Raw genomic sequence first — 13,506 nt, forward strand, 5'->3', positions numbered from 1 at the left:
CTATCTTATTTCCGTAGAAATATCCCACCCGGAATACCAACGACAAACCCCAGCAGTATCTTTTTCAGAAATTCATCCTGCGCAAAGGCTTGTGGCGTACGGGCCAGGTTGCGCAATGTAGCCTCATACTGCTGCAGCCCATTCGATTCTTTGGCATAGAGGGGCTTGGCAGCAGCCAGCATTTTATGGGCCTCGGCCAAGTGCTGCTCTATTAAGCCCGGACCGGCACTCTGGGCAAACAAATACAACCCCGTAGCAGCTACGGCCGCTGCCAGCAGGGTAGTCAACAGCCCCACGCCAACCGCCTTCAGCAGGCCCGGTCCGTTGGCGTACTGCCGGCGCAACAGCAGCTGACTAACAATTGCCGCCAGCGGCGGAAAAAAGTCGGACAGGGTGCGCTTGGGGCCATATGGGTTGTTTCCGGTTTTATACAGAAACAATACCCAGCAGATGCACAAAACACCCGTAATAACGCCGCAGACAGCGGCAACGCGCAGTACAGGACGGGAGGAAACAGCAGTGGACTCCAAACTAGCTACAGCATGATAAGGCGGCAAGATACGAGTACTTCCGCAGCTAACCCGCAGTTACAGGCGCCACCGCTGGGCTTCGGGTTCCGCCAAAACGTAACAGGAGTACCTCGGCGAGTAAGCACAACAAAGCCACTGCCACGCAATATTTCCAAAGTGGGGTACCTACCCGCTCAGCGCGGTAGCGCGCCGCAATAGAAGTGCCTTCACTGGCTTCGTACACGTGGATATTTGGCTTGCCTGCCCACATCTGGCGTAGCTCTGGTGCGGAGTAGTGGGCCAACTCTGATTCCTTCTTATCCACGTTGAAAGCCAACGTAGCTATTTTTCGGCCCGCCCGCTCCAAGGTGTAGAAGCCGGGCTCACGCATACCGGGGGGCACTTCCAGCCGCAGGTCGCCCGCCAAGCTGCGCTGCGTGGGAATAAGCGTAAGACTGTCTTTCACCAGCTTTACCACTTGCTCACCATCCCCACTGCCCGCCGCGCCTGGTATGGTAATCAGTCCTTGATTTAATCGATACGCCGGCAGTTCCGTGCTCTTGTAGCTCTGCATGGCCAGGCGGTACATCACCGGCACAAATAACGGGTGGCTGGTGAAGTTGGAATACTCACCCGTAAACGGAGCCGAGAATACGTAAACCATTCCTCTGCCACTCCTGAAACCTGATAAGTACCCTTCCCCATCTCGCAGGCGCAGAATATCCGTGGTAGACCGCGCCCAATGAACAACCGGCGCAACAGTAGGCATCGTAACCTGCCGTTGTTGCGCGCCGAATACGTCCCGAAAAAACGTGTTTTGGCGGTTCGGCAACGCCACTTCTTTTCGCTGGGGAAGGCGCCCTGCCTGAGGCTGCTCCCAGGTAACTGGCCCTACGCCTAGCTCCTGGAACAACTCGGCGTAGGAGCCCTGTACCTCCACAGCAGCCGAGGGTACAATGACTACTGAACCACCGCGCTGTACGACCTGCTTTAATTGCTCGCGCAGCTGCGGATCTATTCTTGGCAGCTCCTGGACTAACACTAGCTGCGCAGCTGCCAGCCCTTCTGTAGCTTTTCCTCCTACACGGTGCGAGTAAGCAAAAAGCGCTTCGTTACTGTACAGGCGCTGCGTAGCAGGCAGGTCGCGACTGGTTATATCGACAACGGGAATCTGGGGGGAAGGAGTCAAAGTAAAGTAAAAGGTATTGTCAAATGTCACGGGGTAATCCTCTACCTCTACCCGACATAAATGGGCCCGCGTACCGGTTACCTGCACGCGCGCTGTCACAGTCTCCTGGCCGTTGGCAGGCACAGGAACCCGAAATGCGGCTGCCTGCCGGTTGTCAAGCAGCAACTTTACCTGGGTGTTTTCAGCCGCCATATTGCCGCCGTTGCGTAGCCTGATGCGCAACGTCATATCAGTGCCGCTCCGAATGAAGGCGTCATCAAGCCATACACTGTCTACATAGATATTATGAGTACTGGCCCCAGCTACGGGTATCAGGAATACCTGCGTTGCGCTATCTATATTTTGTAATTGCTCCCGGCTGTAGTCATTCTTCTGAAAGTCAGAAAAAATGAATAGCTGCTGATTGGTAGTCCCTCCGTCCTGCACCAACGCCGATGCTACTGACCGACTGCTTCCGGTGAGTTGCAACTGATCTACTGCACTCCGGAAAGCAGTGCCAGAAACAGAGTACCTTGAGGAGTTTAGCAACTGAAAGCGGGCTGCAGTGGGATAAGCCGTCGGCAGTTGGCGCGCTTCCTCTACGCCTTTTTCGAAAGCGGTTTGTGCATCAGCCGGCCCCGCCTGCATACTTGGCGTTGTATCTACTACTACTCGGATTGCTTCATTCGGCAGTATCGTCGTCAGCGGAGCCGGGATAAAAGGCTGAGCAAACAAAAGCACCAAGCTGCCAATAAGCCCTATCCGGGTAAACAGCACGAGCAGGTGTTTCACCTTGCGCTGCCGGGCCGTGACCAATTTTACTTCACGGAGAAACTCAACGTTGGTAAATGCTACCCGCTTGGGTTGCCGGAGTTCAAACAAGTGTAAAGCAATCGGCAGTACTACTGCAAGCAAGCCCCACAAAAACCATGGATAAGTAAATGCCATCATCTGCTAAAGTACAATGAATGATAGACACAATTATTGAAGCTGAGCCGCATCAACGCCTAGGATAGAATCAACCCACGAAATACGCATAACTATCACCCAAAAGCAGATTCATACGAGTCATACTACGGGCTCAGATGCCAAGGCTATTGGGGACTCTAAGGCCCCTAGGGCCCATGGGGGCTTTAAACGGCGACACCCCCCGCGGGGCGGGCCACCTGACGATCAGGTGGGTGTCCGCACGCGGGGGGTGTTGCTCGAAAAAACCAGAAGGTTGGCGGCGACCTACTCTCCCGCCGGTGAAGGCAGTACCATGGGCGCAACGGGGCTTAACGACTCTGTTCGGAATGGGAAGAGGTGAACACCCGTGCTAAAGCCACCATTTCAGGTGCGCAGGACTAGCACAGTCCTGGCGATAACGTTGACGCAGTGAACGGGTAAGAAAGGGAAAACGGTGAGCTTCATCGACAGAAGCGTTCGAGTCATTAGTACACCTCGGCTGTGGTATTTCGACCTCTACACCTAGTGCCTATCAACGTGGTCATCTTCCACGACTCTTATTAAACGGATATCTCATCTTCAGGTGAGTTTCGCACTTAGATGCTTTCAGCGCTTATCTCATCCCAGCGTCGCTACCCGGCGCTGCAACTGGCGTCACAACCGGTGCACGAGCGGCTGGTCCAACTCGGTCCTCTCGTACTAAAGTCAGGTCCTGTCAAATATCCAACGCCCACCACAGATAGGGACCGAACTGTCTCACGACGTTCTGAACCCAGCTCGCGTGCCACTTTAATCGGCGAACAGCCGAACCCTTGGGACCTTCTCCAGCCCCAGGACGTGACGAGCCGACATCGAGGCGCCAAACCTCCCCGTCGATATGAGCTCTTGGGGGAGATCAGCCTGTTATCCCCGGCGTACCTTTTATCCTTTGAGCGATGGCCCTTCCATGCGGAACCACCGGATCACTATATCCGTCTTTCGACCCTGCTCGGCTTGTAGGCCTCACAGTCAAGCCCGCTTCTGCTATTGCGCTCTGCGTACGGTTACCAAGCGTACTGAGCGGACCTTTGAAAGCCTCCGATACTTTTTTGGAGGCGACCACCCCAGTCAAACTACCCACCAGACACGGTCTCCGTTTCCGGATTAGGCGCCAAGCAACACAAGGGTGGTATTTCAACGTTGACTCCACGATACCTGGCGGCACCGCTTCATAGTCTCCCACCTATCCTACACATGTGTTACCCAGCGTCAATGTCAAGCTATAGTAAAGGTGCACGGGGTCTTTCCGTCCCGTGGCGGGTACTCGGCATCTTCACCGAGACTACAATTTCACCGAGCTCACGGCTGAGACAGCGCCCAGATCGTTACACCATTCGTGCAGGTCGGAACTTACCCGACAAGGAATTTCGCTACCTTAGGACCGTTATAGTTACGGCCGCCGTTTACCGGGGCTTCGATTCAAACCTTCGCCTTGCGACTAAGTTCCCCTCTTAACCTTCCGGCACCGGGCAGGTGTCAGGCCTTATACGTCCGCTTGCGCGTTTGCAAAGCCATGTGTTTTTGTTAAACAGTCGCCTGGGCCTTTTCACTGCGGCTTCTTGCATTGCTGCAAGGAAGCGTCCCTTCTCCCGAAGTTACAGGACCATTTTGCCGAGTTCCTTGGCCGTGATTCACTCGAGCGCCTCAGGATACTCTCCTTGACTACCTGTGTCGGTTTGCGGTACGGGTTATTCAGCAGTAAACGCTTAGCAGGTTTTCTTGGCAGTCTGATTAGGATGACTATCCCCGTGGCCGAAGCCGTAGGGTACTATCGTGGTTCGGCAAGATGGGCGTACTTAACTACCCTTCCTATACCTACGCACTTTAACGGGCACTTCCGTCCGCCCGCGCATCTTTCACTTCTGCGTCACTGCATCACTCCACTGAATAAGTGCTGGAATATCAACCAGCTGTCCATCGGGTCGCGCCCTTCGGCTGCCCCTTAGGTCCCGACTAACCCTGCTCCGATTAGCGTTGAGCAGGAAACCTTAGTCTATCGGCGGGCAGGTTTCTCACCTGCCTTATCGTTACTCATGCCTACATTTGCTTTTCCAGCCGCTCCAGCACCCCTGACAGGATACCTTCACCGCTGCTGGAATGCTCCCCTACCACTTGCACATAGTGCAAATCCATCGCTTCGGTACCGGACTTGATGCCCGCGTATTATCGATGCCCTGTCGCTCGACCAGTGAGCTGTTACGCACTCTTTAAATGCATGGCTGCTTCCAAGCCAACATCCTGGCTGTCAAGGCAACTGGACCTCCTTTGTTCAACTTAGTCCGAATTTAGGGACCTTAGCGGATGGTCTGGGTTCTTTCCCTCTCGGCCTGGGACCTTAGCACCCCAAGCCTCACTGCCGGCTATATCAACGGGCATTCGGAGTTCGTCAGGATTCGGTAGGCTGTGACACCCCCTAGTCCTATCGGTAGCTCTACCTCCCGCTGACTCCACGCCGACGCTGTACCTAAATACATTTCGGGGAGTACGAGCTATTTCTCAGTTTGATTGGCCTTTCACCCCTACCCTCAAGTCATCCAAATCCTTTTCAACGGAAACTGGTTCGGTCCTCCAGTTGGTGTTACCCAACCTTCAACCTGCTCAAGGGTAGATCACAAAGTTTCGCGTCTACCCCCTCTGACTCTGCGCCCTATTCAGACTCGCTTTCGCTGCGGCTCCGTGCATCTATACACTTAACCTTGCCAGAGAGGAGTAACTCGTAGGCTCATTATGCAAAAGGCACGCTATCAGGGCACAAAACCCCTCTAACTGCTTGTAAGCACACGGTTTCAGGTTCTTTTCACTCCGGTATTCCCGGTTCTTTTCACCTTTCCCTCACGGTACTAGTTCACTATCGGTCTCTCAGGAGTATGTAGCCTTAGCGGATGGTGCCGCTGGATTCAGACGGGGTTTCTCCGGCCCCGCCCTACTCAGGAATCCTCTACCGTGATCTACAAGGTCGCTTACCGGACTCTCACCGTCTGTGGTTGGCTTTCCCATGCCATTCAGCTAATGTAAATCAATCAGATGTTGAGGTCCTACAACCCCGGACTGGCCGTAACCAACCCGGTTTGGGCTCCTCCCCGTTCGCTCGCCACTACTTGGGGAATCATATGTTATTTTCTGTTCCTCCGGGTACTTAGATGTTTCAGTTCCCCGGGTTTGCCCTTGGTAGCAAATGCTACGAAGTCTCTACTCTTCAAGTAGAGGGGTTGCCCCATTCGGAAATGCCAGGATCACCTTATATGTGCTAATCCCCTGGCCTTATCGCAGCTTATCACGTCCTTCATCGCCTCTGAGAGCCTAGGCATCCCCCGTGTGCCCTTGCTTACTTCTTGTAGCTCCAACCCGAAGGCTGGAGGGCTCGGGTGATACACAAGGTGTATCACTCTTTGTTTTCTTTCTTACTCGTTACACTACGTCAAAGAACATTTGTCTTCCTGTTGAAGACAATGCGGAATGTGAAGGATGAGCTTCACATTCCTTATACTATGTATTCTCACCCAAACGACCCGATTGGCCAGTTTGTGAATGGTGGAGAATAACGGATTCGAACCGTTGACCCCCTGCGTGCAAGGCAGGTGCTCTAGCCAGCTGAGCTAATCCCCCGTTCTGCTCTAGTCCACACGGCAACCCCGCTGTGACCAGTGGGCCTGCCTGGACTCGAACCAGGGACCTCTACATTATCAGTGTAGCGCTCTAACCACCTGAGCTACAAGCCCGGGTCTTCGAGTGACACCGCCAACGGTAGTGCCTCGAATCCGAATCAATATCTTGAATGAAGGGATTGACAAATCCAGGTTACAAAACCAAAGTGTACTTATTAGCGAACATTCCACGTCAACGAGTCGAACCGCTCCAGAAAGGAGGTGATCCAGCCGCACCTTCCGGTACGGCTACCTTGTTACGACTTAGCCCCAGTTACTTGTTCTACCCTAACTGGCTTCTGTGACGAGCACCAGCTTCAGGTCTACCAAACTTCCATGGCTTGACGGGCGGTGTGTACAAGGCCCGGGAACGTATTCACCGCGTCATTGCTGATACGCGATTACTAGTGATTCCAGCTTCACGGAGTCGAGTTGCAGACTCCGATCCGAACTGAGAACGGCTTTGTGAGATTGGCATCACATCACTGTGTAGCGACCCTCTGTACCGTCCATTGTAGCACGTGTGTAGCCCTAGGCGTAAGGGCCATGATGACCTGACGTCGTCCCCGCCTTCCTCACTGCTTGCGCAGGCAGTCTGTCTAGAGTCCCCGGCATAATCCGCTGGCAACTAAACATAGGGGTTGCGCTCGTTGCGGGACTTAACCCAACACCTCACGGCACGAGCTGACGACGGCCATGCAGCACCTTGCTTTGTGTCCCGAAGGAAAGGTTCATCTCTGAACCGGTCACGCGCATTCTAGCCTAGGTAAGGTTCCTCGCGTATCATCGAATTAAACCACATGCTCCACCACTTGTGCGGGCCCCCGTCAATTCCTTTGAGTTTCACTCTTGCGAGCGTACTCCCCAGGTGGGATACTTACCGCTTTCGCTAAGCCAGCAACAGTGTATCGCTGCCAGCGAGTATCCATCGTTTACGGCGTGGACTACCAGGGTATCTAATCCTGTTCGCTCCCCACGCTTTCGTGCCTCAGTGTCAGTACCAGCCTAGTCAGCTGCCTACGCAATCGGGGTTCTAGAAGGTATCTATGCATTTCACCGCTACACCTTCTATTCCGCCAACCTCGTCTGGACTCAAGCCCGCCAGTATCCAGGGCAGTTCTCTTGTTGAGCAAGAGGCTTTCACCCCGGACTTAACGGGCCACCTACGCACCCTTTAAACCCAATAAATCCGGACAACGCTTGCACCCTCCGTATTACCGCGGCTGCTGGCACGGAGTTAGCCGGTGCTTATTCCTCAGGTACCGTCAGTTTAGGACGCATCCTCTTTTTCTTCCCTGAGAAAAGCCGTTTACAACCCAGAAGGCCTTCATCCGGCACGCGGCATGGCTGGGTCAGGCTCTCGCCCATTGCCCAATATTCCCTACTGCTGCCTCCCGTAGGAGTCTGGCCCGTATCTCAGTGCCAGTGTGGGGGATCACCCTCTCAGGTCCCCTAAGCATCGTCGCCTTGGTGGGCCGTTACCCCGCCAACTAGCTAATGCTACGCAACCCCATCTGAATCCAATAAATCTTTACCAAAAAAGCGATGCCGCTCTCGTGGCTTATGCGGTATTAATCCGCCTTTCGGCGGGCTATCCCCCAGATCCAGGCAGGTTGGTTACGCGTTACGCACCCGTGCGCCACTAACGGTATTGCTACCGTCCGTTCGACTTGCATGTATTAGGCCTGCCGCTAGCGTTCATCCTGAGCCAGGATCAAACTCTCCATTGTATAAATTTCTACACCCTAGCGAACTAGGGCTGATGTCAAGTGCTGATCCGACTCGTATGTTTGACGTGTCTGTTCGTTCTGTTACGCTTGGTCTTGCTGCTGCTGTAGTCGCCTACAACAGCCTCACCCAAATTTGTCAATTCCAGTCATTCAAAGAACGTCCGTCCTTCCCTGTTGGAAGAACCTGGTGGGCTAGTTAGCCCGGGTACTGTGCCCCTTCCGGTCGAAGCGGGCTGCAAAGGTAAGAACCTTTTTGCTTTCTGCAAGGCTCCCGAAGAAAAAAAGTTTTTCGTTCGACAAGCACTTGTGACGAGCAATTCCCCCTTCCGGTTGAAGCGGGCTGCAAAGGTAACAACACCTCAGCGCCTTTTGCAAGTTTCCACAAAAATAAATTTTTGTGTTATTCTCACTTCGTTCCGCCGCGCGATTCGCGTTGGGAGGACAAAGGTACGAAACCCGCAACCGCTTTTGCAACCCCGTTGGCAAACTTTTTTTTCAGCGACTGGCTAAACCCAGTGCCTGAAAGCAGTAGCTCCTATATAGGACTATTTCTGCGTTTGCCGGAAGATCCTCCCTACCGCGTTCCGGTTTGGGAGTGCAAAAGTGGGGCTTCCTTTTTGCTTTTCCAAACTCACGCAAAGATTTATTGAGCTCTGTGTTGAAGAAATCAACCCTTAGCGCTAGAAGAGCTCTGGTGGTTAACTACTTATTACTGATACAAAGTTCACAACCTAAACAAAAAATCACTCCATGTAAACCGACATGTCTTACCGGTGCGTGCTTGAGGGCTGTTGCTTTGCCACATCAAACAAAACGAGCGAGGACTCTAGCGCCTCGCTCGTTTTGTTTGGCATTTACTATTTAGCCTCTATGCAGTGTACTCACGCGGTCAGGGCCTACGCTAACTATGCGGATGGGCACCTGCAAGTGCTCCTCAAGAAACTCAAGGTAGGTTTGCAACTCCTGGGGTAGCTTAGCAGGGTCGGTAATAGCAGGTAATGAGGTCCGCCAACCAGCCATGGTCTTGTAAACAGGCGTCATGGTTTGTAAGGTGGCGTAGTCAGGTAGCTGGTCGGTTTCGGTACCATCGGCGGCGCGGTAGTGCGTACACACTTGGATTTCCTCAAACTCATCCAGCACATCAGCCTTCATCAGGTGAATTTCGGTGACGCCATTGAGCATAATGCTATAGCGTAGGGCAGGTAGGTCAATCCAGCCACAGCGGCGCGGGCGCCCCGTGGTTGCGCCAAACTCACGGCCAGCTGCCCGGATCTGCTCCCCTACTTCGTCGTGTAGCTCGGTTGGGAAAGGGCCACTGCCAACTCGCGTGCAGTAGGCTTTGCTGATACCGTATACCTTATCTATATGGCGCGGGGCAATACCCAGGCCCGTGCAAGCTCCAGCCACGATGGTGCTGGAAGAAGTTACGAACGGATACGTCCCGAAATCAATGTCGAGCATGGAGCCTTGCGCTCCTTCGGCCAGAATACTCTTACCCTGTTTCAGGTGGTCGTTCAGCAAGTATTCGGTGTCAACTACCTGGAGGGTGCGCAGAAACTCTACGGCGGAGAAGAAGTCGGCTTCGAAGGGTTCGATTTCCAGCTCCTTATTATGGAAAGCCGCCAACGTAGCGTGGCGGGCTACGGCATCCTGGTAGCGCTGGCGGAAATCAGGTAGCAGGACATCGCCGACGCGCAGGCCGGTGCGGCCTATCTTATCCTGATACGTGGGGCCAATACCTTTTAAAGTAGAGCCGATTTTGTCGCCGCCGCGGGCTTCTTCGCTGATGCGGTCGAGGGCACGGTGCGAGGGCAGGATGAGTTGAGCCTTGCGGGAAATAAAGAGGTTCTTGCCCCAGTCTATTCCACGGTCGGTTAGCTTCTGCAGCTCCTGGCGAAAAACAACCGGGTCAAGCACAACGCCATTGCCAACGACGTTGATGATGTGCGGGTGAAAGATGCCCGAAGGAACTTGATGCAGTACATGCTTCACGCCATCGAAGAAGAGCGTGTGGCCAGCGTTAGGCCCTCCCTGGAAACGGGCAACTACATCGTAGGTTGGCGCAAGTACGTCTACAATTTTTCCTTTCCCTTCATCTCCCCACTGTAATCCGACGAGTACGTCAACAGGCATTAGCGTATGGCTTTCAGATGTTCAGCCGCTTCCGTATCGTTGGCGGCAATTGTAAAAATGGCATTGAGCTTGGTGATGACCAACAGCTTGCGGATATGGTCCGAAGGGTTGATCAGCACAAGCTCGCCGCCTTGGTTGCGAAATTTGGTGAGAATGGACACCAGCACACCGATACCGGTGCTATTGATGAACCGCACGCTGGAGAGGTCAATGGCGCAAAGCATGACATCTTCCCCCAGCTGGGTGTTTACGGTATGCAACAGCTGTTGCGAGTCGGGGCTGCCAATCAGGTCGCCGGCCAGGCGCACGTACAGGATGCCGTTCTGGACGGCGGCTTCGGTTTTCATTCGGCTTGAGAGCGGGCGGCGGCTTTGGCACGGCAGTCGCCGCACACGCCGTACAGGTTCAAAGAGTGGTGCAAGATATGGAAGTTGAGTAACTCCCCGACCATGGTTTGGATACCGTGAATGCGCGGGTCGCAGAACTCGACCACCTTATGACACTCCGTACAGATGACGTGGTCATGCTGGCGGTAGCCGTAGCTTTTCTCGTACTGCGCGAGGTTGCGGCCAAACTGGTGCTTGCTTACCAAGCCATGTTCCACCAGTAAATCGAGGGTGTTGTAGACCGTGGCGCGGCTTACCTGCAGGCCCTGCTGCTTCATGCCGGCGTAAAGCTCCTCGACATCAAAGTGGCCGGTACGCGAGTAGATTTCCTCCAGTATAGCGTAGCGCTCCGACGTTTTGCGCAGGCCCTTGTTTTCTAAATACGCGGTGAAGATTTTCTTTACCTCGTCAAATTTCTCCTGATCCAGCATTCGGGTTCTTCCTTATCTATAAGGAGTAACAAAGGTAGGCACCCAATGGCTTATCTGCTTGTACAGGTTTCGGCAATTCACCGGCAGGCCTCTTACACCTCTCTGTATACCTCTTTGTGCGCTATATACTTTTTTGTGCTACGAGGCGAATCGTTCCACCTGCAGAACGCCATTTACCCTCGATAGGCGCTGAATTAGCTTGTTTAAGTGGTCGGTGTCGTTGACGAATACCATGATCTGACCTTCGAACATACCGTCGTTTGAATCAATGGTGATGGAGCGCATGTTCACCTTGAGAGCGTTGGAGATAATGCGGGTTACATCGTTCACCAGCCCTACTCTATCCGAACCTTTAATGCGCAGGCCAGCCAGGAAAGCTAGCTCCAGCTGATCCGTCCACTTCGCCCGCACAATGCGGTTGCCGTAGTTCGACATCAGATCCACGCCTTTTGGGCAGGAGGTGCGGTGAATGACGATGCCATTTTCGGTTTCGAAGCCAAACACATCATCGCCGGGAATGGGGTTACAACACGGCGCAATGGTGTAGTCGAACTTCTCGGTCTGCTCCCCTATCACCAGCATGTTGGCATTTACGCCCCGAATTTTCTGCACTTCATGGTCGAAAGCTTTGGGCTCGAGCATGGAGGGCATTTTTGGCGGCTCGTTGGCCGGATCGAAGATGCTTTCCTTGATTTCGCGGCCGTCAATCTGCCCAATGGCTAGCCGGTAATAGAAATCCTGGGGGTTGTACACATTAAAGTGTGCCAGCAGGCGGTTCACATTGTCGGGCGAAAACTCCACACCCAGCAGTTCAAGCCTTTTCTCCACCAGGTAGCGGCCATCTTCGGCTTTTGTGCGCTTGTCGTCGCGCAGATACTCGCGGATGCGGCCTCGGGCTTTGGACGTAATGACGTAGTTGAGCCATTCCTCGGTGGGCCGCTGCTTCTGCGAGGTCAGGATTTCCACCTGGTCACCATTGCGGAGCTGGTAGCTGAGCGGCTCCAGCTTCTGGTTTACCTTGGCGCCGAGACACTGCAGGCCAATCTGGGAGTGAATTTCGAAGGCGAAATCCAGAGCCGTCGACTTATCCGGTAGTATGACCAGCTTGCCTTTGGGGGTGAAGGCGTATACTTCCTTCACGAATAAGTTCTGGCGGAACTCATCCATAAACTCCAGGGCGCTGGAGTTATTGGTTTCGAGCATCTCGCGCACCTTATTGATCCAGGCTTCGAGGCTGGACTCCGCGGGGCTGGTTCCCGAGTCCTTGTACTTCCAGTGCGCTGCGTAGCCTTTCTCAGCAATGTCGTCCATGCGGCGGGACCGGATCTGCACTTCCACCCACTGCCCGGCCCGCGACATCACGGTGGTGTGCAGGCTTTCGTAGCCGTTGGCTTTAGGCGTGCTTACCCAGTCGCGCAGGCGGTCGGGATTGGGCTGGTAGAAGTCCGTAACGATAGAGTACACCTGCCAGCAGGCCGCCTTCTCCTGTTCGTAGGGCACATCCAGAATGATGCGAATTGCAAACAGGTCGTACACCTCCTCAAAGGTGATATTCTGCTTGCGCATCTTCTTCAGGATTGAATAGATGCTTTTGGGGCGGCCCTTGATTTCGTAGTCGAAGCCCTGCACCTGCAGCTCTTCGTCGATAGGCGTAACGAACTCCTTAATAAAGCGGTTGCGGGCGCTGCGGCTCTGGCGAACCTTGTTCACCAACTCCTTATATATCTCGGTGTCGGTGTATTTCAGATAAAGATCCTCCAGCTCGCTCTTAATGGCGTAGAGGCCCAGGCGGTGGGCCAGCGGAGCGTAGAGGTAAATGGTTTCCGAGGCAATCTTGAGCTGCTTGTGGCGCGGCATTGAGTCGAGCGTGCGCATGTTGTGCAGGCGGTCGGCCAGCTTGATGAGAATCACGCGCACATCCTCGGAGAGCGTGAACAGCATTTTGCGGAAGTTCTCGGCCTGCTCGGAGGTGCCGTACTCAAAAACGCCCGAAATCTTGGTAAGCCCATCCACGATGCGGGCCACCTTCTGGCCAAACTCGCGCTCTACGTCGGCCACCTCCCAGGGCGTGTCCTCCACCACATCGTGCAGCAGTGCGGCCACAATGCCCGTGGTACCCAAGCCGATTTCCTCCACCACAATCTGAGCCACCGCTAGCGGGTGCAGAATGTACGGCTCGCCCGACTTACGGCGCATCTCCTTGTGGGCCTCCAACGACGTGTTGAAGGCTTTTTTGATGAGCTTGGCATCGTTGCCCTGCAGGAAGGGCTTAGCGGTGCGGAGCAGACGGCGGTAGTGGCGCAGGATTTCGTTGCGTTCTACCTCGGGGTCGATGTGAGTTGCCATGGGTGCGCCAGCCTACCAGAGGCTGGAAAAGTACGGATACTACGAAAGTACGAAGCCGGCGCTGGGTTTGCGGTGCCGCCCGACAGAAAGCCCCCGATTCGCCGCTAACCGCCGAATACGCCCGTTCAATGGCCCGAAACCTTCCTTACTCCACGCCGTCGACGACCAGCTA

The 13,506-nt window shown here is 54.3% G+C and carries 6 protein-coding genes, 2 tRNA genes, 3 rRNA genes and 1 pseudogene; all 12 read right to left on the reverse strand.

The features are described 5' to 3' along the window. Positions 1–5: 5 nt before the first annotated feature. The 12 genes and pseudogenes from HER32_RS05150 to HER32_RS05200 all read right to left on the reverse strand — a co-directional run bounded on the left by HER32_RS05150 (position 6) and on the right by HER32_RS05200 (position 13,334). Positions 6–530 (reverse strand): DUF4199 domain-containing protein, encoded by a 525-nt coding sequence (locus HER32_RS05150; protein ID WP_168681027.1) that lies wholly within the window; start codon positions 528–530, stop codon positions 6–8. Positions 531–576: 46 nt separating this feature from the next. Further along, a complete protein-coding gene (locus HER32_RS20185; RefSeq protein WP_232066391.1) occupies positions 577–1,698 on the reverse strand; it encodes a hypothetical protein in 1,122 nt (373 codons plus the stop codon). 753 nt (positions 1,699–2,451) lie between these two features. After that, positions 2,452–2,628 (reverse strand): annotated as a pseudogene (locus HER32_RS20395) (BatA domain-containing protein); the annotation flags it as partial. A 269-nt stretch (positions 2,629–2,897) separates the two neighbouring features. Continuing rightward, positions 2,898–3,009: ribosomal RNA gene (gene rrf, locus HER32_RS05160) — 5S ribosomal RNA — on the reverse strand. Positions 3,010–3,091: 82 nt separating this feature from the next. Continuing rightward, a 23S ribosomal RNA gene (locus tag HER32_RS05165) occupies positions 3,092–5,999 on the reverse strand. 194 nt (positions 6,000–6,193) lie between these two features. Next, positions 6,194–6,270 (reverse strand) — tRNA-Ala (locus HER32_RS05170). A 39-nt stretch (positions 6,271–6,309) separates the two neighbouring features. Continuing rightward, a tRNA-Ile gene (locus tag HER32_RS05175) sits at positions 6,310–6,383 on the reverse strand. Between the two features lie 140 nt (positions 6,384–6,523). Then, a 16S ribosomal RNA gene (locus tag HER32_RS05180) occupies positions 6,524–8,038 on the reverse strand. Together the 16S, 23S and 5S rRNA genes with 2 tRNA genes alongside form the textbook arrangement of a ribosomal RNA operon. Positions 8,039–8,899: 861 nt before the next feature. Beyond that, positions 8,900–10,171, reverse strand: a complete 1,272-nt coding sequence (locus HER32_RS05185; RefSeq protein ID WP_149072982.1) for an adenylosuccinate synthase — start codon at positions 10,169–10,171, stop codon at positions 8,900–8,902. After that, complete coding sequence (locus tag HER32_RS05190) at positions 10,171–10,518, reverse strand: STAS domain-containing protein (protein WP_149072981.1); 348 nt, start codon at positions 10,516–10,518, stop codon at positions 10,171–10,173. The genes HER32_RS05185 and HER32_RS05190 overlap by 1 nt, the downstream gene beginning before the upstream one ends. Then, a complete protein-coding gene (locus HER32_RS05195; protein ID WP_149072980.1) occupies positions 10,515–10,988 on the reverse strand; it encodes a Fur family transcriptional regulator in 474 nt (157 codons plus the stop codon). Before HER32_RS05195 ends, HER32_RS05190 begins: the two co-directional genes overlap by 4 nt. Positions 10,989–11,126: 138 nt before the next feature. Then, entirely contained in the window at positions 11,127–13,334 is a 2,208-nt protein-coding gene (locus HER32_RS05200) for a RelA/SpoT family protein (RefSeq protein WP_168681030.1), read from the reverse strand. Positions 13,335–13,506: the final 172 nt, after the last annotated feature.

Source organism: Hymenobacter sp. BT18 (assembly GCF_012273015.1).
Taxonomy (GTDB): Bacteria; Bacteroidota; Bacteroidia; order Cytophagales; family Hymenobacteraceae; genus Hymenobacter; species Hymenobacter lutimineralis.

Coding starts and splice junctions, on each gene's coding strand:
- HER32_RS05200 (WP_168681030.1), bottom strand. CDS start 13,334: ATGGCAACTCACATCGACCCCGAGGTAGAACGCAACGAAATCCTGCGC.
- HER32_RS05195 (WP_149072980.1), bottom strand. CDS start 10,988: ATGCTGGATCAGGAGAAATTTGACGAGGTAAAGAAAATCTTCACCGCG.
- HER32_RS05190 (WP_149072981.1), bottom strand. CDS start 10,518: ATGAAAACCGAAGCCGCCGTCCAGAACGGCATCCTGTACGTGCGCCTG.
- HER32_RS05185 (WP_149072982.1), bottom strand. CDS start 10,171: ATGCCTGTTGACGTACTCGTCGGATTACAGTGGGGAGATGAAGGGAAA.